The sequence below is a fragment of the Leifsonia aquatica H1aii genome, from assembly GCF_000633535.1.
Lineage (GTDB): Bacteria > Actinomycetota > Actinomycetes > Actinomycetales > Microbacteriaceae > Leifsonia > Leifsonia aquatica_A.
Window position 1 is genome coordinate 33,716 of the sequence record NZ_AYMR01000024.1, and the last position, 21,922, is coordinate 55,637.

Here is a 21,922-nt window from a genome sequence, read left to right on the forward strand (position 1 = left end):
GTTCCTACTTCAGCAGCGCTTCGAGGTTCTTCTGGGTCGCGTCGAGGATGGCCTTCGGGTCACCCGTGGCCAGCGACTCCAGCTTGCTGTTGAGGTCGGTGACGACGTCGGCCGAGCCCTTCGCGGTCGGGACGCCCTTGGCGTAGTCCGCGGCGGAGAGGAACGGGACGAGGGTCGGGTTGGCCTTCTTCCAGTCGGCGGCGGCCGACTTGATCGACGGCATCGGGCCGAAGGCCTCCGAGAAGGCGAGCTGGTCGTCCTTGCTGGTCAGCTGCTCGACGAGCTTGAGCGCGGCGGCCTGGTTGGGGCTGTCCGCGGCGATGCCCCAGCAGTTGGTGAACTGCAGCGTGCCCTGGCCGGCCGGGCCGGCGGGGAGCTCGGCGACGGTGTACTTGATGCCCGGGTAGTCGGACTTCATCGCGCCGGTGATCCAGTTGCCCTCGATGGTCATCGCGGCCAGGCCCTTGCCGAACGCCTCGCCGCCCCAGCCCGCGCCGACGTCCTTGGCGTACTTCAGCTCGCCGCCGTTGAGGAGCGTCTTGACGTAGTCGAGCGCCTTCACGTTGGCGTCGCTGTTCGCGGTGGCCTTGGTGGAGTCGTCGTTCATGAGGTTGCCGCCGGCCTGGACCATGAAGGAGCCGATGCGGGCGTACTCACCGGAGATGCCGAGGCCGACGTGGTCGGCGGTGGTCAGCTTCTTGCTGACCGACTCGAGCTGGTCCCAGGTCTTCGGGATGTCGGCGTCGGTCAGACCGGCCGCGCTCCACATGTCGTTGTTGATGATGAGCTGCAGGGTCGAGAAGTCCTTCGGCGCGCAGTAGAACTTGCCGTCGTAGGTGAAGGACTTGACCAGGCTCGGGTAGAAGTCGTCCTTGTTGCTCAGCTGGTCGCCGTAGGCGAGGAGCGAGCCGTTGGACGCGTAGCCGGCGAGGGCGTCGGTCGACAGGTAGAACACGTCGGCCGGCTTCTTCGCCGCGAAGCCCTGCGAGAGCTGCTGGTTGAGGTCGGTGGCCGCGACGACGGAGGCCTTGGTGCCCGAGCTCTTCGACCAGTCGGCGACGGCCGACTTGACGGCGGTGGTCTCCGCGTCGCCCGACGAGCCGATCATGACCGTGAGGGCCTTGTCGGACGACGTGAGCTTGCCCGAGTCGGTGCTGCTGCTGCCGCTGAAGCCGGAGCCGCAGGCCGACAGCGCCAGGGCGGTCGCGACGGCGACGGCGCCGCTCGCGATCCACCTGTTGGTGTTCTTGCGCATGTGTTTCTCTCCTTGGTGTGTGCGTGTCCAACGGGTGGACACGCTGAGGGTGGGGTCGGGAAAGTGTGGACGGGTCAGGTCGGCGGGGAGGCTGTGGTGCGCGCCGGGCGCGGTGTCTCCGCGCCGCCGACAGTAGACCAGCGAACCTGCGAGGAGGCCGCCGGGGAGCGACGGTCCAGGGGAGGGACGCTGCGCATCGGTGCGGGCATCCGACCTCCTCTGGTCCGTCGTGCGATCAGTTCTCGTTCGCCCATCGTCTTGAACGATCAATCGTCTTGAACGATCAATCGTCTTGAACGATCAAATCGCAACGTGCTAGCGTCGCATTTGAACGATCAAATGGGAATGCAGTCACCATAACCATGGCCCTCCCGGCCTGTCAAGCAGGCAGACGGTAGGGTCTAGGTCAGTCCGCACCGAGCCGAGAGGAGTCCGCCATGGGTGCACAGCCCACCGTCAGTGATGTCGCCGACGCCGCCGGCGTCTCCCGGCAGACGGTCTCCAACGTGCTCAACGCCCCCGAGCTGGTGCGCCCGGCGACCCGCGAGCGCGTGCAGGACGCGATCGTGCGCCTCGGCTACCGCCCGCACGCCTCCGCCCGCCGGTTGCGCACGCAGAAGAGCTCCACGATCGGCATCCGGCTCGATCCGATCACCCGGGACGGCATCTCGGGAAGCATCCTCGACCGCTTCCTGCACGCCCTCACCGAGCAGGCCGACCGACAGGGCCTGCGCGTCCTGCTCTTCACCGCGGACGACCCGGACGACGAGATCGCGCAGTTCCAGCGCCTGTCCGACGCGGCGGACGTGGACGGCTTCGTGCTCACGTCCACCTTCCACGGCGACCCCCGGACGGAGTGGCTGATCGAGCACGGCCAGTCGTTCGTGACCTTCGGCCGCCCGTGGGGGATCGACGACATGACCGACCCCGAGCACCTCTGGGTCGACGTCGACGGACGCTCGGGCCTCCGTGACGCCACCGCTCATCTGCTGGCGCAGGGTGCGCGACGCATTGGCTTCCTCGGCTGGCCCAGCGGATCCGGGACCGGCGACGACCGCCGAGAGGGCTGGCTGGAGGCCATGCGGGCGGTGGGCGCCGTCCCCGAGGCCGACCTCGCTGCCCTGCAGGCCACCGCCGAGGACGGTGTCACGTTCGGTGCCGAGGGCATGCGGCGGCTGGAGGCCACGGCCGGCCCCGAGGGCGTCGACGCGGTCGTCTGCACCTCCGACTCGCTCGCCCTCGGCGCGCTGACGGTGGTCGGCAGCCGGGTGCCGGTGATCGGCTACGACAACACCCCGGTCGCGGCCTCCCTCGGCTACTCGAGCGTCGAGCAGCCGCTCGATGCCGTCGCGGCGGGCGTGCTCGAACTGCTCACCGGCGCGCACGGCGGCCGGGTGCGTGCGGACGACGACCTCACCGATCCACGGCACCGACTGGTCGCCCCGCGGCTCGTCGTGCGCGACGGTCCCGCGATCTTCGCCCAGCGCTGAGGCGGACGAAACACCGGTGTAACGCGCGGCCGCGACAATGGAGGCATGTCTCCACAAGAGTCGTTGCAGGATGCGCCACAAGCGCACCGCCTCCCGATCACCGTGTCCATCACCCGCCGCGTCGACGGCAGCCGTCTGCCCGAAGTGACCCGTTGGGTCCAGTCCGGCGTGAATCTCGCGAACACGTACGAGGGCTTCCTCGGTTCGGGCTGGGTGCGCGCCCGCGCCGACTCCGACGAGTGGCACATGCTCTACCGCTTCGCGGACTCCGAGACGCTCGAGGCATGGGAGGGGTCGGACGACCGCGCGACCTGGCTGTACGACGGGCGCGAGCTCGTCGAGGTGTCGCGTGTGGAGCGCCGCACCGGCATCGAGGGCTGGTTCGACGCGCCGCAGCCGGGGCTGCCCGTCGCGCCGCCGCGATGGAAGCAGGCCGTCACGATCTGGCTCGGCTTCTTCCCGCTGTCGCTGTTGTTCACCTGGGCGACGGTCACCTTCGTGCCGGGCTGGCACGCGCTCTGGCCGCTGGCGACCGTGCTGATCAGCACGCTCTGCCTCACGCCGACCATGACGTATCTGCTGCTCCCGTTCGTCACGAGACTCCTGCAGCCGTGGCTGCGCCGATGATCCTCGGCGGCCCGGCACGGTGATCAGCAGGCTCTGACCGGATCCTTGCGACGTTTGGCGAGGAATCTCGCATATCGAACTTCTACAGCTTGTAGAATTTGAGCGTGCGGCACCCGCCGCACGAATGCGAAGCGGCGGAACGTCCGCTGCCGGAAGGACTCATCGTGACCGTTGCAACCGAAGCGCGACCCGCAACCTCCACCTGGGCGAACCGGTTGGTACGCCCCGTCGGCATCCTGGCCATCGTGGCCGGACTCGTCATGATCATCGCCGGCGGCGTCGTCTGGGGCGTGGTGAGCAGCCAGCTCCAGGATCAGAAGATCACCGTCAGCGAGGACGCCGCCGCGTTCGGCGGCCAGACGGTCGCGGGGCCGTTCACCGCGCTGGCGCAGGCCGACATCATCAACACCCACGCGGAGAAACTCTCGGGCGGCAAGACCTACGCCGAGCTCGAGCAGGACGATCCGCTGCGCCCGATGGTCATGAATGCATCGTTCCTGCGGGCCTCGCTGTTCACGTCGGTGGTCTCGTTCGGCGTGGCGGCCTTCGCCATGGGCGCCGGCCTGATCGTCGCACTGCTGGGCTGGGCCGTCTGGATGGTCGCTCCGAAGCGCCGGGGTGCGAGCCCCGCCGTCGCGGAGTAGGTGCCGGCGGGGGCGGTTCAGCGTCGATCCGAAAGACGCCGCCGCGTCACCCGCGACCGCTGGGCCGCCCTCAAGAGGGCGACCCGGGAGCGCCTCGCGGCCCGCACGGCGGGCTAGATCAGGGGCGGTGCGTCGACACACGCACCGCCCCTTCTGCGCGTCCGGGCCGGGTCCCCGTCCGACCCTGACCGGACCCTGAGCCGACCCTGATTCCGGGCCGAGGGGGTTGCGATGACCGCAACTCGCGATATATCGTGACTCTCGTCAACATCGCGATATATCGCGAGTCACCGAGGGTCCGGGCATCCGGCCCGGACCCTCCTCGGAATCAGCGCCGCACGGCAGCGGCGGAACAGGAGAGGTCAGGACGATGGCACAGGAGAAGTGGCTGATCCAGCCGGGCGAGAGCCGCACGATCGACGTGGAGCTGGTCCGCACGCTCAAGGTGGGCTTCATCGGCGGGCAGATCGACATCATCGGGCACGACGAGCCCGGCGCACGGATCGAGGTCCACACGGTCCAGGGGCGCGACCTCAAGGTCACCATCGACGGCGACCGGCTGGAGATCGATCACCCGCAGCTGCGCTGGGACAACTTCATCGAGGTGTTCAAGTCGATGCGCTCCAACGCGAAGGCCGACGTCAGCGTCCTCGTGCCCCGCGATGTCGCGCTCAAGTTCGGCGTCGTCTCGGCGACGGCCCTCATCTCGGGCCTGCGCAGCGACGCACGACTCAGCACCGTCTCCGGCGACGTCGTCGCCGACGGGCTGGTGGGGGACATCGAGCTGAACTCGGTCAGCGGCGAGCTCTCGGTGCGCGGCCACACCGGTCGCATCAACGCGCACACCGTGTCCGGCGATGTGACCGTCAGCGGTACCATCCCGAAGCTGTCGGTCGACGGCGTCTCGGGCGACGTGATGGCCGACATCTCCGGCACTCCGGACGAGATCGCCATCAACACGGTCTCGGGCGACTCGACGATCCGGATCCCGGAGGCGATCGGCGCCCGGTACCGCGCCAACACCGTCTCCGGACGCGTTCAGCTCGACAACGTCGTGGTCGTCGGTTCGGTCGGCAAGGGGTACAGCGGCACCACCGGCTCCCTCGACGGATCGTGGGTCGACATCAACGTGAACTCGGTCTCCGGAGCCGTCTCGGTGCTGCGCAGCACGCGCACCACCACGGAGGATGCGCGGCAGGGCGGCGAGGGGGCGTCGGCGTGACCCCCGTCTTCGCCCACGGCAGCCTCCGCCTCTACCTGCTGAGCCTGCTCGACGAGTCGCCGCGCCACGGGTACGAGCTGATCCAGGCGCTGTCCGACCGCTTCGGCGGCACCTACACCCCGAGCGCCGGCACCATCTACCCGCGGCTGGCCAAGCTCGAGGAGGAGGGCCTGGTCACCAAGCAGGCCGACGGCCGCAAGACGGTCTACGCGATCACCGACGCGGGACGTCGCGAACTCGCCGAGCGCGAGCACGAGCTCGGCGCGATCGAGGACGAGGTGACCGACTCCGTGCGCCGCCTCGCCGACGAGGTGCGCGCCGGGGTGGACGATGCGATGCGCACCCTCCGTGCCGAACTCGCCTCGGCCGCCCGGGAGAACCGGCGCGACGCGACCCGGGTCGATCCGCGTCGGGAGGCGCGCGATGCGGCCCGCGAGGCGTCGCGCGACGCGCGGTCCGCCGCCTCCGCCGCGATCCGCGACGCCGATGTGGCGATCAACGACTTCCGCCAGCAGGTGCGCACCGAGCTGCGGCTGCAGGCCTCGCGCGGCACCCTCCCGGACGGGGCGGTGACGCTGCTGAAGGACGAACTCGTGCGTGTGCGCCGTGCCGTCCTGGAGGCGCTCGGCCGGCGCTGACGGGAGGGTCGATGTCGTCGTTGCGCTTCTATCTGCGCTCGGTGCCGCCGGCGGGTCGGACGGTGGGAGCGGAATGCACAGCAACTCCCGGCGAACGTTCTGAGAGATCTCAGAGAGAGCGGCCGACCCCCGTTCCGCCGCGTCCTACCGCGGATCCGGCGGTGTGGGAGGGCCGAGGCACGAGCCTTGCGGAATCGCAACAGCCCACCCCCTCGACGCGCCGACTTGACAGGGTATTGGCAGCGAGTAGTCTCATCCCTCGTGACAAATGAGGGGAGATCCCCGAAGCGCTGGTTGATCGGCGACCCGCTTCCGAGCGAAAAGCTCGAAGGACAGCTGCTCCCGAAGCACCTCGCCCTACCCATCTTCGCCTCCGACGCGCTGTCGAGCGTGGCCTATGCGCCGCAGGAGCTCCTGATGATCCTGCTGCTCGGCGGGCTCTCGTTCCTCACCTTCGCCCCGTGGGTCGCCGCGGCCGTGGTCGTTCTTCTCGTCACCGTCGTCCTCAGCTACCGCCAGCTCGTCAAGGCGTACCCCTCGGGAGGCGGCGACTACGAGGTCGCCCACAAGAACCTCGGCGAGAAGGCCGGGCTCATCGTGGCGTCGGCGCTCCTGGTGGACTACGTGCTCACCGTGGCCGTGTCGGTCGCCTCCGGCGTCGACAACGTGATCTCCGCCCTCCCGTTCCTGGCTCCCTGGCGGGTGGAGCTGGCCGTGGTCTGCGTCGTGCTCATCGCCGCCGTCAACCTCCGCGGGGTCCGCGAGTCGAGCAAGGCCTTCGCGCTGCCGACCTACATCTTCATCGGCAGCGTCTTCCTGATGATCGTGACCGCGCTGATCCGCACCGTGTTCGGCAACGCCCCGGTCGCGGAGTCCGCCGGCTACCAGGTGCACGCCGGCAGCCTCACCCAGGCGGCGATGGTCCTGCTGCTGCTGCGCGCCTTCTCCTCCGGCTGCTCCGCTCTGACCGGGGTCGAGGCGGTCGCCAACGGCGTCCCCGCCTTCCGCACCCCGAAGATCCGCAACGCCCGCGTGACGCTCGGGCTCATGGGCGGCATCGCGATCGTGCTGTTCGCCGGACTGACCGCGACCGCGCTGATCAGCGGCGTGCACTACGCCGAGAATCCGTGCGACCTCCAGGGCTGGGCGCAGTGCGCGACCTCCCCGCAGCGCAGCCTCATCGCCCAGATCGCCTCCGCGACGTTCGGCAACAACACGTTCTTCTTCTTCCTCATCCAGGCCGCCACCGCGATCGTCCTGCTGCTCGCGGCGAACACCGCCTTCAACGGCTTCCCGCTGCTCGGATCGGTGCTCGCCCGCGACTCCTACGCCCCCAAGGCGCTCAACACCCGCGGCGACCGCCTCGTCTACTCCAACGGCATGATCGTCCTGGCACTGGCCGCGACCGCCCTGCTGCTCGTCTACCAGGCGAACCTGACCCAGCTCATCCAGCTCTACATCATCGGCGTCTTCGTCTCGTTCACCCTCGGCCAGTCCGGGATGGTGAAGCACTGGATCACGCTGCTGCGCGAGGGCGGCCAGACCGGTCGCGAGCGCAGCAGCATCATCCGGTCCCTGTGCATCAACGCCTTCGGCGCCTGCCTGACCGCGATCGTGCTCATCGTCGTCACGATCACGAAGTTCACCCACGGCGCCTACCTCGTCTTCATCTTCATGCCGATCCTGTGGTTCCTCATGCTCGGCGTGAACCGGTACTACCGGGACGTCGAGAAGGAGATCGAGGTCGACCCGATCACGACGTTCGGCTCGGTCGGCGACCACGCGATCGTGCTGGTCGGCAAGATGCAGAAGCCGGCGCTCAAGGCGCTCGACTACGCCATCGCGGCTCGCCACGACTCGATCGAGGCGATCCACGTCTCCATCGAGGAGGAGGCGACCGAGGAGCTGCAGAAGCAGTGGATCGAGCAGAACATCCATGTGCCGCTGACCATCATCGAGTCGCCGTATCGCGAGTTCGGCGTGCCGCTGGTGAAGTACCTCAAGCACCGGCGTGAGGAACACGGCTCCGAAGTGACGACCGTCTACCTGCCGCAGTACATCGTCGGCCATTGGTGGGAGGGCATCCTGCACAACCATCGGGCACGGCGGCTCGCCAAGATGCTGATGCTGTGCCACGGCGTCACCGTCGCTCTCGTGCCTTGGCTGCTCGACTCCTCGTCGCTCATCTACGGTCGACGTTCGCGCCCGCTGCCCGGCCAGGATCGTCGCGGAGAGCCCGTGCGCGCGATCGCCCGGCGACCGCTGGTGCCCGCGTCGAAGCCGCACGCCCGCATCCACATCCACTCCACGCCGCTCGCCGTCGGACAGCCGGACTCCGTGCCGGAGGCTCCCACGGTCGCCACGGCTCCGGAGGCGCCCGCCGCGCCGGCCGGAGAGGCCCCGGCCGCCCCGAAGGAACCGGCGCCCACCAAGCGCTGAGCCCGTCGCGCTCTGTACACTGTGTCGGTCCCGGTCTGAGAACTCGGACGTCGTGTCGAGGCGATCCGCGCGGATGACGCGTAGGGTCGCAAGAGGGCCTGACGCCATTCATCGCAGAAGAGGAGTGCCATGAGCTACGCCGTGACCAATCCCGCCACCGGCGAGACCGTGAAGACCTTCGAGCCCATCGGCGACGCCGAGCTCGAGGCCGCCATCACCGCCGCCAGCGACGCCTACCGCGGCTGGTCGAAGTCGTCCACCGTCGAGGAGCGCGCCGCCCTCGTCCGCCGCGTCGGCGAACTGCATGTCGAGCGCCGCCAGGAGCTGGCCGACATCATCGTCCGCGAGATGGGCAAGCCGGTCGAGCAGGCGCTCGGCGAGGTCGACTTCGCCGGAGCGATCTACGAGTACTACGCCGACCACGCCTCCGAGTTCCTGCAGGACGAGCCGATCGCACTGCTCGACGGCGAGGGATCCGCGGTCGTGCGCCGGTCGGCGCTCGGCGTGCTGCTCGGCATCATGCCGTGGAACTTCCCGTACTACCAGGTGGCCCGCTTCGCCGGCCCGAACCTGGTGATCGGCAACACCATCCTGCTCAAGCACGCCGAGCAGTGCCCGGAGTCGGCCGCGGCGATCGAGAAGATCTTCCTCGACGCGGGCTTCCCCGTCGGCGCGTACGTGAACATCTACGCAGGCCACGACCAGATCGAGAAGGTCATCGCCGACCGCCGCGTGCAGGGCGTCTCCCTCACCGGGTCGGAGCGCGCCGGAGCCGCCGTCGCCGAGATCGCCGGCCGCAACCTGAAGAAGGTCGTGCTGGAGCTCGGCGGCTCGGACCCCTTCATCCTGCTCTCGACCGACGACCTCGACGCCACGGTGCAGAATGCCGTCGACGCCCGTCTCGACAACAGCGGGCAGTCGTGCAACGCGGCCAAGCGGTTCGTGATCGCGGACGACCTGTACGAGTCGTTCCTGGAGAAGTTCACCGCCAAGCTCGCCGAGGTGGAGGCCACGGACCCCACCAGCGAGGATTCGGCCCTCGGGCCGCTCTCGTCTCTTCGTGCGGCCGAGAACCTCGAGGACCAGGTGAAGCGCGCGGTCGAGCACGGCGCCACCCTGGTGCGCGGCGGCGGTCGCGACGGCGCCTTCTTCCAGACCACGGTGCTCACCGACGTCACACCGGAGAACCCGGCCTCGCAGGAGGAGTTCTTCGGCCCGGTCGCACAGGTGTTCCGCGCGAAGGACGAGGCGGACGCGGTCCGCATCGCCAACGACACTCCGTTCGGCCTCGGCTCCTACCTGTTCACCACCGATGAGGAGCAGGCGCACCGCGTCGCCGACCAGATCGAGGCCGGCATGGTCTTCGTCAACCTGGTCCTCGCCGACGGCGCCGAGCTGCCCTTCGGCGGCGTCAAGCGCTCCGGCTCGGGCCGCGAGCTCGGCCGCTTCGGCGCCGACGAGTTCGTCAACAAGAAGCTCATCCGCATCGGCTGATCCGTCAGACGGCAGCAGAAGGCCCCGCGCACGCAATCGTGCGCGGGGCCTTCCGCGTCTCCGTCGGGCATCCGTCGGGCATTCGTCGGCATTCGCCCGCTGCTCGCCACCGTGTCTAATCAGGCCCCTCGGATTCGACACCACGTCGACCGCGAAAGTCTCCGCTCCTCCGTACCGTGGCTTCCACACAAGTGCTTGAGGAGGAGCCGTGGCCCTGACGTTGGATCGGACGGAAGCGAACCCGCTGGATGAGGCGATCGCCCAATTGGACAGCGCGATCGCGACGCTCGGCTACGACCGGGGGATCCGCGACATGCTCGCCACCCCGCGCCGCGAGATGACGGTCGCCGTGCCCCTGCGGGCGGACGACGGCACGGTGACGGTGTTCACCGGTCACCGGGTGCAGCACAACTTCTCGCGCGGGCCGGCCAAGGGCGGACTGCGGTTCAGCCCGAACGTCACCCTGGAAGAGGTGCGGGCACTGGCGATGTGGATGACCTGGAAGTGCGCGCTCGTCGACATCCCCTACGGCGGCGCCAAGGGCGGTGTGCGGATCGACCCGCGCCTGCACAGCGAGGCGGAGCTCGAGCGGGTGACCCGCCGCTACACCAGTGAGATCCTGCCCATCCTCGGCCCGGAGCGCGACATCCCGGCGCCCGACATCGGCACGTCCGAGAAGACCATGGCCTGGATCATGGACACCTACTCCGTCGTCTCGGGCTACACCGTCCCGGGCGTCGTCACCGGCAAGCCGCTCAGCCTCGGCGGCTCCCTCGGACGCGCCAGCGCCACCTCCCGCGGGGTCGTGCACATCGCGCTCGCCGCGCTCCGCCACCGCGGGATCACCCCGGCCGGTGCGACCGCGGTCGTGCAGGGCTTCGGCAAGGTCGGCCGCGACGCGGTCTTCTTCCTGCACGAGGCAGGCGTGCGCGTCGTCGCCATCGCGGACCAGTACGGCGCGGTGCACAACCCCGCCGGCATCGACCCGGAGAGGCTGGCCGCCCACGTCGACGCCACCGGCTCCGTGGTCGGCTACATCGGAGCGGACGCCGCGGACAGCGGAGACGTGCTGGAGCTGGACGTCGACCTGCTCGTCCCCGCCGCCGTCGAGGGCGTGCTCAACGAGGAGAACGCGCACCGGGTGACCGCGCGCGTGATCGTCGAGGGCGCGAACGGTCCGACGACCGCCGCCGCCGACGCCGTGTTCGCCGCCAACGGCCAGCTCGTCGTCCCCGACATCCTCGCCAACTCCGGGGGCGTGATCGTCTCGTACTTCGAGTGGGTGCAGGCCAACCAGGCGTACTGGTGGCGCGTCGACGAGGTGGAGGCGCGGCTGGAGGAGCGCATGCTCGCCACTTGGCGGGACGTGCTCGAGTCCGCTCGTTCCCGCGACCTCACGCTGCGCGCCGCCGCGACGGCACTGGCTGTAGAGCGCGTCGCCGAAGCGCACCGGCTGCGCGGGCTGTACCCGTAGGCCGCCGGATCGGGCGTCCAGCCCGTCGGAGGGTCGGAACGCCCGGGTGTTCAGAGCGCCCGGGTGTTCAGACAGGCCGGGTGTTCAGACCGCCCGGGTGAACAGGTGGACGGTGATCGGCTGGTCGCCGTCGTGGATGTGGATGTCGCGCTCGGGGTCGGCGACGAAGCCGAGACTGCGGTACAGGGCGTGGGCCCCGGTCATGTGCTCGCCGCTGTTGAGGGCCACGACCCCGTAGCCGCGGCTCCGCGCCTCGTCGAGGGTGAACGCGGTGAGGCGCGCTCCGATGCCGCGCCGGCGGGCGTCCGGGCTGACCGCCAGCAGGCGGAAGTAGAGCTCGCCCTCGCGGAGCGCGCCACCCAGATCGAATCCGGCGCGGAGGATGGAGACCGTGCCGACGAGCGTGCCGTCGGAATCGGCCGCGACCCACACCTCGTACTCGTCGGTGCGGCCTGCGGTGTCGAGAAGCTGAGCCCGGTATCCGTCGCTGATCGTGTAGTCGTGCTGGTACGCGGCGAAGCTGAGCTCGCCGATCGCCGCGTACTCCGTCGGGTCGGCCAATCGGATGACGAGGCCGTCATCCGGTGCTGTCGTCGGTGATCCCGTGGTCTCGGTCGTGCTCATCGGTGCCCTCGCGTCCTTCTCGTGCCGTGTCGCGCGGATCACGCTCCCACCGCCGACAAGAGCTCCAACAGCCGCGCGCCTCCCTCTCTTCCCTCCACTCGCTCGCGAGACGTGAGTCGTTGCGGGTGAACGAGGCCGCTCACCCGCAACGACTCACGTCTCGGCGTCGCTAGCGGTAGAGGGGGGTGCCGTCGGGGGCGGCGGGGACGGGGGTGCCGTCCACGTGGAGCGGCCAGGCGAGCTGCTTTCCGGCCGGGACGGCACCGAAGTCCGGGCGTCCGTCGGGGCCGCCCGCCAGGGGCGAGCCGTCCGTGAGGTGCGGCCAGGCGAGTGCGCGCTGCGGCACCGCGGGCGCCCCGGGCGCGGGAGCCGCGGACGAGGCCGGCGCAGCGGGCGCCGCAGGAGCCGCGGCCTGCACGGGCGGTTCCGGCGCCGGCGCCGGAACCGGCGCGGGCGCGGGGGCAGCGGGGAAGGCCGCGGGGGCGGGGGCCGGGGCCGTGAAGGACGGAGCAGCCGGGAACGGCTGCCCGTACCCGGGCTGCGGGTTCCCGGAGGGAGCATAGCCCGCCGCCGCGTAGCCGGGTGTGGCGTGCGTCGCGGCGCGCTGCTCGCGCGATCCGAGCAGGCCCCACAGCGGTACCAGGACGAAGCAGACACCCGCGACGATGCTGATCGCCCCGATGACGCGCCCGTAGAACTCGTAGTCCCACAGCGTGTTCAGCGAGTACGGCGCCGGCAGGGTCACGAGCACCGCGATGAGGGCCAGGGCGACGAGTGCGACGACGGCGAAGATGTCGGTGGGACGGCTGCGCCAGCGGTTCCAGATCAGGCGCAGCAGGTCGCCGAGGCCGAGCATCGCACGCACCCAGAGCAGGGTGGCGATGCCGAGGAAGAAGGCGGCGAACTGGTCGCCGACCGAGAACGGGCTGAGCCAGATGATCCCGATCCAGAGCAGGAGCAGATAGGCGTCGGCACCGAGCGAGGACAGCTCGAACCAGGAGGGTCGGAACCGGCCGATGAGGGAGTCCAGCCAGACCAGGAGGGCGAAGACGACCAGGGTGATGTTCGTCGCGATCACACGTCCCAGGGTCGCGCCGCTGACGCCGAACAGCACGAATCCGATGGAGAGCAGGGCTGCGATGATCACCGCCCCGATGAGCACGCGCGGGGCCCACCCGCCGATCGCACTGTTCCGGATGCCAGGTGTCGTCACGTCGCACGCCTTTCCACGGGTTGCGGGGGCGCGATCGCCCCCGCCAGTCACGCTAACAGAACGGTGCGGAGCCGCATCCGGGCGGGCACCGACATTCTGATCCGGGTCGGCCACGCCTGCCGGCGCGGTCGGACCACGCGGAGGACGGCAGCCGCCGCCCGCGCGGCGGGACCGGGGTATCCGACCGCTTGACCTTGACGTAACGTCAAGATCTAGCGTGGTGATCGCACCGCACGACGGAGACGGGAGGAGGAGCGCATGGACTGGTCGATCCAGGACATCGCCCGCATGGCCGGCACGACGAGCCGCACCCTGCGGCACTACGACGGCATCGGTCTGCTGCCGCCGAGCCGGGTCGGAGGCAACGGGTACCGCTACTACGACCGGGACGCGCTCGTGCGGCTGCAGCGCATCCTGCTGCTGCGCGACCTCGGGCTCGGCCTGCCGGCCATCGCCCGGGTCCTCGCCGATCGGGAGGATGCGGTGCCGGCGCTGCGCGACCATCTGGGGTGGTTGCGCGGCGAGCAGGAGCGGCTGGCGCGGCAGATCGCGTCGGTCGAGACCACGATCCACGCGGTGGAGGAAGGAGAGCAGATCATGCCAGAGGACATGTTCGACGGGTTCGATCACACGAAGTACAAGGACGAGGTCGAGGAGCGCTGGGGGCGGGAGGCCTACGCGGCCTCCGACCGATGGTGGCGTGGGATGACGCCGACCCAGCGCCAGGGGTGGAAGGAGCGGCAGGAGCAGCTCGCCGCCGACTGGATCGCCGCGGCGGGCAGCGGCGTCGCCGCCGACTCCGCCGAGGCGCAGGACCTCGCCCGCCGGCACGCCGAGTGGCTGGCGGACATCCCGGGCACTCCCGGCCACGGCGCGGGCGGTCCTCCGGCCGCCTACCTGACCGGCCTGGGCGACATGTACGTCGCCGACCCGCGGTTCGGCGCCACCTACGGCGGCGTCGAGGGCGCGACGTTCGTGCGCGACGCGCTCCGCGTCTACGCCGCCGCCCACCTCGGGTAGGCCACGGCGTCGAGACGGCGGACCCTCCGCCGTCTCGACGCCGTGCGTGCGAGATCGAGCCGTCTCGGCGACGGGCCGGGAGCGCGCGCGGGTCAGGCGCGGCGGGCGCGGGTGCGGCCGCTGAGACGGTCGTCGAGCCAGTGCGCGGCGATCAGGCGCGACGGGCGCGACTCCCGCTCCGGTGTCGTGGCCGTCTCGGCCGGAGCCCGGTCGGGCTGCGTGCGGCGCACGAAGGGGCCGTCGGCGTGATCGGCGAAGCGGCCGCGGGCGGCCGCGTCCGATTCGAGCAGGATGCCGTCGCGCACGTCGACACGCGCGGCATCCTGCTCGTCGCGAAGGCCGACCGACTGCTCGGCCGTGCCTTCGAGTTCGCCCTCCAGCTCCGCAGCCCTTGCAACGTGCGGGAGCCGGATGGCGAAGAACGGGATGGTGAGGGCGCACAGCGGCCCGATCAGCAGGGCCTCGGCCAGCGTGCCGATGCCGACGTTGCCGCCGAGGAACCAGCCGATGATCAGCACCACGACCTCGATGCCGGTCCGCACCGCCCAGATCGGCCAGCCGGTTCGGGCGTGCAGCCCGGTCATCAGGCCATCGCGCGGGCCCGGCCCGAGCTGGGCGCCGATGTAGAGGCCGGTGGCGACGGCGAGCAGCGCGAGTCCGGCGACGAAGACCAGGACCTGGGCCCAGAGCTGCGTCTGCTGCGGGATGACCCACAATCCGAACTGGGCGCTCGGCCCGACCAGCAGCACGTTGAGCACGGTTCCGAGGCCCGGGCGCTGCCGCAGCGGGATCCAGAGCAGCAGCACCGCGAGGCCGACGACATTCGTGATCAGCCCGAACGCCCATCCCGAGTGGATCGACAGCCCTTGGGCGAGCACATCCCACGGCGACACCCCGATCGCGGCGCGGATCATCAGCGCGATGGCCATCCCGTAGAGGAATAGGCCGATCAGCAGCTGGATGAGGCGCCGGGTGAGGAGGAGTCGCGGGGTCACGATGACAATCCAATCGCCCGATTGGCCTTCCATCAAGATGCCAATTCAGTTAAAGTGGCATGCATGTCGGACCCTCAGCTCACCGCCCGCGCCCTCGAAGGGCTGCTCGGCCAGTGGCGGGGAGCCGGCTCCCAGTACCAGGAGCTCGCCGACCGCGTCCGGCTCCTGATCCTCGACGGGCGAGTCCCGATCGGCACCCGTCTGCCCGCCGAGCGCGACCTCGCCGGCCGGCTCGGGCTCAGCCGCACGACGGTCGCCGCCGCCTATCGGCAGCTGCGTGAGGGCGGCTACGTCGACAGTGTGCGCGGCTCGGGAAGCGTCGCCCGCCTTCCCGGTCCGGCTCTCGCCCTCCCGGTCGGCGGCGGCGAGGGGATGCTCGACTTCACCAAGGCCGCGCTGCCCGCGGCTCTCGCCCTCCCCGCTGCGGCGCGCGCCGCCGCCGAGGAGCTGCCGCACTTCCTCCCGGACTCGGGGTACGACCCGGTCGGACTGCCGCATCTGCGCGAGGCCATCGCGGCGCGCTACACGGCGCGCGGTCTGCCGACCGATCCCGACCAGGTGCTGGTGACCGTCGGCGCGCAGCAGGCCATCGCGCTCATCGCGCGCACCTTCCTCGGTCGAGGGGACCGCGCCCTGGTGGAGATGCCGACCTATCCGCATGCGACGGAGGCGCTGCGGCTGGCGGGGGCGCGGCTCGTCCCCATCACCGTGACGCCACCGGCGGAGGGGCCGCATCCCCTCGGGGCCGAACCGGACGGCTGGGACGTGGACGCGATCGAGCAGACGATCCGTCGTGCGAGTCCCGCGCTGGCCTATCTCATCCCCGACTTCCACAACCCGACCGGCGCCTCGATGTCCCCGGCCACGCGCGAGCGCGTCCTGGCCGCGGCCGCGGATCACGGCACGATCGTCGTCGGCGACGAGACCACCGGCGAGCTCGACATCGACCGTGCCGGTGAGCACCTCCCGCTGCCGGTCTACGCCGAGCGGGCGGCCGGCGGTGCTCCGGTGCTCCTCATCGGGTCGGCGAGCAAGAGCCTGTGGGGCGGCCTGCGGATCGGCTGGATCCGCGCCGACAGGCCGCTCGTGCAGCGCCTGATCGCGGCCAAGCCGTCGACCGATCTGGGCACACCGATGATCGAGCAGCTGGTCGTCGCACGGATGCTGCCTCAGATCCCCGAGATCGTGGAGGAGCGGCGCGTCCAGCTACGCGAGGGGCGCGCCACGGTGCAGCGGCTGATCGCGTCCACGTTCCCCGACTGGACGATGCCTCCGCTCCACGGCGGCCTCGCGGCATGGATCGGGATCGGCGCGCCGGTGAGCTCGGCCCTCGCCCTCGCGGCCCGCAACCACGGGCTGCTGATCGCCGCCGGCCCGCGGTTCGGGCTGGACGGCGCCTTCGAGCGCTTCCTGCGCATCCCGATCACCTACTCGGTGGAGGAGACGGAGCGGGCGTTCGTCGCGCTGGAGCGCGCGTGGGCGGTCGCCGTGAACGAGCCCGCGCCCTACTTCGAGGCTGCGGCGCTGCCCAACGTGGTCTGAGCGTCGACTCCGACGATGCCGGCGGCGACAGCCCACAGAGAGGTGGGGAAATCGTGCCCGCGGGCGCTGCGGGGGAGCGTGGCCCGGTGGGTGGGGCCGACCAGGGCCCAGCGGTCGGGGCCGTAGTACGCCCCCTGCTCGGCGGCGGGGTCGACGGCCGCGAAGAGCAGCGGCTCGGCACCCTGTTCGACGCCCTGGGAGGGCAGAAGGGTGCGGCGTGAGGGCTGCAGCGCCTTGTCGTCGCTCCGGGCGAGGTTGCGGCCCGCCGTCTGCAGGTTCGTCCGGGTGTAGCCGGGGTGCGCCGCGGTGCTGAGGAGCCCCCAGCCGCGCGCGTCCGACAGCGCAGCGAGACGCAGGGTCATCAGGAGGTCGGCCAGTTTGGACTGCGCGTACGCGCGACCGGCGCGGTAGCGGCGCTCGGAGTCGAGGTCGGCGAAGTGGATGCCGCCGAAGTTCGCCGTGCCGCTCGACATCGTCGCGACTCGGGGCGCGGGCGATTCGAGGAGACGCGGAAGCAGCAGGTTCGTCAGGAGGAACGGGCCGAGGAAGTTGCTCTGCCACTGCAGCTCGTGCCCGTCCACCGTGACCGTGCGCTTCGGCGGGACCATGACGCCCGCGTTGTTCACCAGGGTGTCGATGCGCTCGCCGTCCGTCAGCACGCCGTCGGCGAAAGCGCGCACGCTGGCGAAGTCGGCCAGGTCGATGCGGCGGAGCTCGAGCTGCGCGCCGGGCACGCGGTTCAGGAGGTCGCGGCGCGCCGCCTCCCCCTTCTCCGGTGAGCGCACGGCCATGATGACGCGCGCGCCGGCGCCGGCGAGCCGGGCCGTGGCCTCCTTGCCGGTGCCGCTGTTGGCACCGGTCACGATGATGGTGCGTCCGGTCTGGTCGGGAACGGTGTACATGGGCTCCTCCGTCGGGCAGCGGGTGTCCGGATGGGTCGGGGATCGGTCCGGTCGTGAAATAATGAACCGGTGGTCTGTTACGGACAGTAATAGACCGATGGTCTGTTAGCAAGGGGGTACCCGATGTCTCAGGCGACGTTCAGCCGAGCGCGCAGCACGGAGCAGCGCGCGCAACGCCGCGAGGACATCCTGACGGCGGCACGCACGATGCTGGCCGACACCCGCGTCGCCGAGCTGAGCCTCAACGGGCTGGCGAGGGAGGTCGGACTCGCCAAGTCGAACGTGCTGCGCTACTTCGAGTCGCGCGAGGCCGTGCTGCTCGAGCTCTACGACCGCGAGTTCCGCGACTGGCTCGACGCGCTCGAAGCGCGGCTCGCGGCGACGCCGGAGCGCACGACCGGATCCCTCGCGGCAGCGGTGTCCGCGACGGTCGCCGCGCGGCCGGTCCTCGCCGAGCTCTGCGCGAGCGCACCGGGGATCCTCGAGCACAACATCTCGGGCGAGGTCGCGCGCGCCTACAAACGGGGCATGCTCGCGTCGGCGGCACGGCTCGCAGCCTTGGCCGCGCCCTGGATCGGCACCGACGAATCCGACGCCCTCGTGTTCGTCGGAGCGGTCACGCTCGCCATCGGGGGAGTCTGGTCGAGCTGTCGGGTCTCGCCCGGCATGGCAGAGGCGTATGCGCTCGATCCCGACCTCGCGCGCTACCGGCTCGACTTCGCGACGAGCCTCCGGACGGGGGTCGCGGTCGTGATCAGAGGCCTGCGCGCCGGCCGGGTGGAGACGCCGGGTGGAGTCCCCACCCCGAAGTAGTACCACGGCATGAGGAAGTTGCACCGTCTGCAATGAGATGCTGGACCTGCGTCATCGCTGCCGCGCGTCCTGCAACCACACCCGCTGAGGGGAACATCCGTGCACTTTCTCGCTGTGCTCAGCATGAAGAACCGCGCGCTGATCGCGCTCGTCACCATCGTGGCGGCCGTGTTCGGCGGTCTCGCGCTCACCAACCTGAAGCAGGAGCTGATCCCCTCGATCTCGTTCCCGCAGCTCGCGGTCGTGTCGACCTATCCCGGCGCGTCGCCGGAGGTCGTGAACAACGACGTCAGCACGCCGGTCGAGGCGGCCATCCAGGGGGTGCCCGACCTCGAGAGCACCTCCGCCGTCAGCAGCACGAACACGTCGATCATCACGGCGAAGTTCACCTACGGCACGGACCTCGCCACCGCGGAGCAGAAGATCGACCGCGCGATCAACCAGATCAAGTCCACTCTGCCGTCGGGCGTGGAGCCCCAGGTCGTCTCGGGCAGCATCGACGACCTGCCCGTCATCCAGCTGGCGGTCACCAGCAACGGCGACCAGCGGACCCTCGCGGACGACATCACCAAGCTCGCCCTGCCGGACATCAAGGACGTCACCGGCGTCAACGACGCGCAGCTGGTCGGCGAGGTCGGCCGCCGCATCACCATCACCCCCGACCCCGCGAAGCTGGCCGCGGCCGGCGTCAGCAGCTCGGCCGTGAAGGACGCGCTGCAGCAGAACGGCGTGCTGCTCCCGGGCGGCTCGATCACCGAAGACGGCAAGACCCTCTCCATCCAGTCGGGCAAGCAGCTCGCATCGGTCGACGACATCGCGGCCCTGCCGCTCGTGCGCAGTGCGACCGCCGGTGCGGGCTCGTCGGGTGCGACGGGCTCCGGAGCGTCTGCCGGCGCGGGCGCCTCGGGCGCGACCGGTGCCACGGGCGCCTCTGGTGCCGCCGGTGCGACCGGCACGTCCGGATCCGCCGCCGCGGAGGCCGCCGCTGCCGCGTCGGCCACGCCGCCGACGATCGGCGATGTGGCCACGGTCGCCGAGACCGACGACCCGATCACCTCCATCTCGCGGGTGGACGGCAAGCCGGCGCTGACGATCGCGGTCACCAAGCTCCCCTCGGCCAACACCGTCGAGGTCTCGCACGGAACCACCACGCTCATCCCGGAGCTCGAGAAGAAGCTCGGCTCCGACGCGAAGATCACGGTCGTCTTCGACCAGGCGCCGTTCATCACCCAGTCGATCAACTCGCTCACCGAGGAGGGCCTGCTCGGCCTCGTGATGGCGGTCATCGTCATCCTGGTGTTCCTGCTGTCGGTGCGCTCGACGCTGGTGACGGCGATCTCCATCCCGACCAGCGTGCTCATCACGTTCGTCGTGATGTGGGCGACCGGCTACACCCTCAACATCATCACTCTCGGCGCGCTGACGATCGCGATCGGGCGCGTGGTGGACGACTCCATCGTCGTCATCGAGAACATCAAGAGACAGCTGGTGCCCGGCGCCGACCGGGCGGTCACGATCGTGCGCGCGGTCCGGGAGGTCGCGGGTGCGATCACCGCCTCCACGATCACGACCGTGGCGGTGTTCCTTCCGCTGGCCTTCGTCGGGGACGTGACCGGCGAGCTGTTCCGGCCGTTCGCGCTCACCGTGACGATCGCGCTGCTGTCGTCCCTGCTCGTCGCGCTGACCATCGTCCCCGTGCTCGCCTACTGGTTCCTGCGCGCCCCGAAGGCCCGCAAGCACGAGGGCGGCGAGCACGACGACGAGGCGGCGCACCTGACCGTCGAGGAGGCCGCCGCCTCGGGCCACGACGAGCTCGAGCACCCGTCGCGCCTGCAGAAGGGCTACCTGCCGATCATCCGCTGGACGCTGAAGCATTCGGCGATCACGGTGATCCTCTCGATCCTGGTGCTCGTCGGGACGGTCGCGCTGGCTCCTCTGATGAAGACGAACTTCCTCGGCGCGAGCGGCCAGAACTCGCTCACGATCACCCAGACCCTCGAGCCGGGCGCGAGCCTGCAGGCGAAGGACGACGCCGCCAAGGCGGTCGAGCAGAAGCTCCTCGACACCAAGGGCGTCGAGACCGTGCAGGTGTCGATCGGGTCCAGCGGCTCCTCCCTGCGCGACGCCTTCGCGGGCGGCGGCGGAGGCAGCTCGACGTTCTCGATCACCACCGACCCCGATGTCGACCAGGAGAAGCTGCAGAACACCATCGAGAGCGAGCTCGGATCGCTGAACGGCCAGGGCACCATCCAGGTGTCCTCGCAGAGCGGCTTCGGCGGCTCGAGCGACATCGAGGTCGACATCACGGCCAGCACGAGCGCCGACCTGCAGAAGGCCACCGACTCGGTCGTCGCCGAGCTGAAGAAGCACTCGTCGCTCAAGCAGGTCACCGACAACCTCAGCGCGTCGCTGCCGTACATCGCCGTGACCGTCGACCGTACGAAGGCCGCGGAGGCGGGCCTCAGCGAGGTCGCCGTCGGAACGATCGTCTCCCAGGCGATGCAGCCGACCCAGGCCGGCACAGTCGCGATCGACAACACCACGCTGACGATCTACATCCAGAACGCGGACGCGCCCACCACGGTGGCCGGCCTCGCCGACCTGCAGATCCCGACGGCGACCGGCCTGGTGCCGCTCGACTCGCTCGCCACGGTCGAGGAGTCGAAGGGGCCGTCGACGGTGACCACGGAGCGCGGGCTGCGCACCTCCACCGTCACCGCGACGCCCGCGACGGACAACCTGTCGGTCGCGAGCGCGGACGTGACCAAGGCCCTCGCGAAGGCGGACCTGCCGCAGGGCGCGACGGCCAAGGTCGGCGGCGTCTCGTCGAGCCAGACCGACGCCTTCGCCCAGCTGGGGCTCGCGCTGCTGGCGGCCATCCTGATCGTCTACATCGTGATGGTGGCGACGTTCCGCTCGCTGCGCCAGCCGCTGCTGCTGCTGGTCTCGGTGCCGTTCGCCGCGACCGGCGCCATCCTGCTGCAGCTGGCCTCCGGCATCCCCCTCGGCGTCGCCTCCCTGATCGGTGTGCTGATGCTGATCGGCATCGTGGTGACGAACGCGATCGTGCTCATCGACCTGGTGAACCAGTACCGCCGACGCGGGCTCTCGGTTGCCGAGGCCGTCGTGCACGGCGCCTCCCGCCGTCTGCGCCCGATCCTGATGACGGCGGTCGCGACCATCGCGGCGCTCTTCCCGATGGCCATCGGTCTGACCGGGCACGGCGGCTTCATCTCGCAGCCGCTGGCGATCGTCGTGATCGGCGGCCTGGTGTCGTCCACGGTGCTCACGCTCGTGGTGCTGCCGACCCTGTTCAACCTCGTCGAGGGCGCCCGCGAGCGTCGGCAGGCGAAGAAGGCGGCGGCGTCCGGCGGTGGAGACGGCGACGGCGGTCCGGGAGCCGCGGGAGACGCGCCGACGACCGACCCGCAGCCTCCGGTGTTCACGGCTCCGGCGGGCGGACAGCAGCTCTGAGAGCGTCCCGGGCGATCGACACGTCGTCCGGGATCCCAGACGGGGGATGCGCGGCC

Annotated in this window: 17 protein-coding genes; 12 read left to right on the forward strand and 5 right to left on the reverse strand. The window is 70.5% G+C overall.

Annotated elements, in window-relative coordinates; all coding sequences use genetic code 11:
- Nucleotides 1-4: 4 nt before the first annotated feature.
- The gene (locus tag U870_RS0118920) at nt 5-1,255 is read right to left on the reverse strand and encodes a sugar ABC transporter substrate-binding protein (protein WP_025158945.1); all 1,251 of its coding nucleotides are present in this window, start codon (nt 1,253-1,255) and stop codon (nt 5-7) included.
- A gap of 437 nt (nt 1,256-1,692) precedes the next feature.
- Here U870_RS0118920 and U870_RS0118925 point away from each other — a divergent pair, with 437 nt between their 5' ends.
- From U870_RS0118925 to U870_RS0118960, 8 genes are all read left to right on the forward strand, one after another.
- Nucleotides 1,693-2,745, forward strand: coding sequence for a LacI family DNA-binding transcriptional regulator (locus U870_RS0118925; protein WP_025158946.1), 1,053 nt, complete (start codon nt 1,693-1,695; stop codon nt 2,743-2,745).
- Nucleotides 2,746-2,790: 45 nt separating this feature from the next.
- Nucleotides 2,791-3,372, forward strand: coding sequence for an antibiotic biosynthesis monooxygenase (locus U870_RS0118930; protein ID WP_025158947.1), 582 nt, complete (start codon nt 2,791-2,793; stop codon nt 3,370-3,372).
- 164 nt (nt 3,373-3,536) lie between these two features.
- Entirely contained in the window at nt 3,537-4,016 is a 480-nt protein-coding gene (locus U870_RS0118935) for a hypothetical protein (RefSeq protein ID WP_029947860.1), read from the forward strand.
- A gap of 370 nt (nt 4,017-4,386) precedes the next feature.
- Entirely contained in the window at nt 4,387-5,238 is an 852-nt protein-coding gene (locus U870_RS0118940) for a DUF4097 family beta strand repeat-containing protein (protein WP_025158949.1), read from the forward strand.
- A complete protein-coding gene (locus U870_RS0118945) occupies nt 5,235-5,876 on the forward strand; it encodes a PadR family transcriptional regulator (RefSeq protein ID WP_025158950.1) in 642 nt (213 codons plus the stop codon). Before U870_RS0118940 ends, U870_RS0118945 begins: the two co-directional genes overlap by 4 nt.
- 294 nt (nt 5,877-6,170) lie before the next feature.
- Nucleotides 6,171-8,315, forward strand: a complete 2,145-nt coding sequence (locus U870_RS0118950) for an APC family permease (protein ID WP_081815357.1) — start codon at nt 6,171-6,173, stop codon at nt 8,313-8,315.
- A 129-nt stretch (nt 8,316-8,444) separates the two neighbouring features.
- Complete coding sequence (locus tag U870_RS0118955; protein WP_025158952.1) at nt 8,445-9,809, forward strand: NAD-dependent succinate-semialdehyde dehydrogenase; 1,365 nt, start codon at nt 8,445-8,447, stop codon at nt 9,807-9,809.
- A 208-nt stretch (nt 9,810-10,017) separates the two neighbouring features.
- Nucleotides 10,018-11,283 carry a Glu/Leu/Phe/Val family dehydrogenase gene (locus tag U870_RS0118960; RefSeq protein WP_025158953.1) on the forward strand — a complete coding sequence of 422 codons (1,266 nt, stop codon included), beginning with the start codon at nt 10,018-10,020 and terminating at the stop codon, nt 11,281-11,283.
- An 84-nt stretch (nt 11,284-11,367) separates the two neighbouring features.
- On the opposite strand, the gene U870_RS0118965 is transcribed toward U870_RS0118960, so the two are convergent.
- A complete protein-coding gene (locus tag U870_RS0118965) occupies nt 11,368-11,907 on the reverse strand; it encodes a GNAT family N-acetyltransferase (protein ID WP_025158954.1) in 540 nt (179 codons plus the stop codon).
- Between the two features lie 169 nt (nt 11,908-12,076).
- The gene (locus tag U870_RS24685; protein ID WP_025158955.1) at nt 12,077-13,120 is read right to left on the reverse strand and encodes a hypothetical protein; all 1,044 of its coding nucleotides are present in this window, start codon (nt 13,118-13,120) and stop codon (nt 12,077-12,079) included.
- 258 nt (nt 13,121-13,378) lie between these two features.
- Here U870_RS24685 and U870_RS0118975 point away from each other — a divergent pair, with 258 nt between their 5' ends.
- Nucleotides 13,379-14,140, forward strand: coding sequence for a MerR family transcriptional regulator (locus tag U870_RS0118975; RefSeq protein WP_025158956.1), 762 nt, complete (start codon nt 13,379-13,381; stop codon nt 14,138-14,140).
- A 92-nt stretch (nt 14,141-14,232) separates the two neighbouring features.
- Here U870_RS0118975 and U870_RS25120 read toward each other — a convergent pair whose 3' ends face one another.
- The gene (locus U870_RS25120; protein ID WP_025158957.1) at nt 14,233-15,135 is read right to left on the reverse strand and encodes a membrane protein; all 903 of its coding nucleotides are present in this window, start codon (nt 15,133-15,135) and stop codon (nt 14,233-14,235) included.
- A gap of 63 nt (nt 15,136-15,198) precedes the next feature.
- Between U870_RS25120 and U870_RS0118985 the strand changes: the two genes are divergently transcribed.
- Nucleotides 15,199-16,677 carry a PLP-dependent aminotransferase family protein gene (locus U870_RS0118985; RefSeq protein ID WP_025158958.1) on the forward strand — a complete coding sequence of 493 codons (1,479 nt, stop codon included), beginning with the start codon at nt 15,199-15,201 and terminating at the stop codon, nt 16,675-16,677.
- On the opposite strand, the gene U870_RS0118990 is transcribed toward U870_RS0118985, so the two are convergent.
- Nucleotides 16,641-17,579, reverse strand: a complete 939-nt coding sequence (locus U870_RS0118990; protein ID WP_025158959.1) for an SDR family NAD(P)-dependent oxidoreductase — start codon at nt 17,577-17,579, stop codon at nt 16,641-16,643. The two genes, U870_RS0118985 and U870_RS0118990, sit on opposite strands and share 37 nt — an antisense overlap.
- A 123-nt stretch (nt 17,580-17,702) precedes the next feature.
- Between U870_RS0118990 and U870_RS0118995 the strand changes: the two genes are divergently transcribed.
- Nucleotides 17,703-18,392, forward strand: coding sequence for a TetR family transcriptional regulator (locus U870_RS0118995; protein WP_025158960.1), 690 nt, complete (start codon nt 17,703-17,705; stop codon nt 18,390-18,392).
- A gap of 99 nt (nt 18,393-18,491) precedes the next feature.
- Nucleotides 18,492-21,866, forward strand: a complete 3,375-nt coding sequence (locus U870_RS0119000; protein ID WP_025158961.1) for an efflux RND transporter permease subunit — start codon at nt 18,492-18,494, stop codon at nt 21,864-21,866.
- Nucleotides 21,867-21,922 lie beyond the last annotated feature (56 nt).

Bases quoted from the DNA above. Each gene is read 5' to 3' on its own strand.
- U870_RS0118990 (WP_025158959.1), bottom strand. From the start codon at position 17,579: ATGTACACCGTTCCCGACCAGACCGGACGCACCATCATCGTGACCGGT.
- U870_RS0118920 (WP_025158945.1), bottom strand. From the start codon at position 1,255: ATGCGCAAGAACACCAACAGGTGGATCGCGAGCGGCGCCGTCGCCGTC.
- U870_RS0118925 (WP_025158946.1), top strand. From the start codon at position 1,693: ATGGGTGCACAGCCCACCGTCAGTGATGTCGCCGACGCCGCCGGCGTC.
- U870_RS0118940 (WP_025158949.1), top strand. From the start codon at position 4,387: ATGGCACAGGAGAAGTGGCTGATCCAGCCGGGCGAGAGCCGCACGATC.
- U870_RS0118930 (WP_025158947.1), top strand. From the start codon at position 2,791: ATGTCTCCACAAGAGTCGTTGCAGGATGCGCCACAAGCGCACCGCCTC.
- U870_RS0118995 (WP_025158960.1), top strand. From the start codon at position 17,703: ATGTCTCAGGCGACGTTCAGCCGAGCGCGCAGCACGGAGCAGCGCGCG.
- U870_RS0118985 (WP_025158958.1), top strand. From the start codon at position 15,199: ATGTCGGACCCTCAGCTCACCGCCCGCGCCCTCGAAGGGCTGCTCGGC.
- U870_RS0118975 (WP_025158956.1), top strand. From the start codon at position 13,379: ATGGACTGGTCGATCCAGGACATCGCCCGCATGGCCGGCACGACGAGC.
- U870_RS0118965 (WP_025158954.1), bottom strand. From the start codon at position 11,907: ATGAGCACGACCGAGACCACGGGATCACCGACGACAGCACCGGATGAC.
- U870_RS0118955 (WP_025158952.1), top strand. From the start codon at position 8,445: ATGAGCTACGCCGTGACCAATCCCGCCACCGGCGAGACCGTGAAGACC.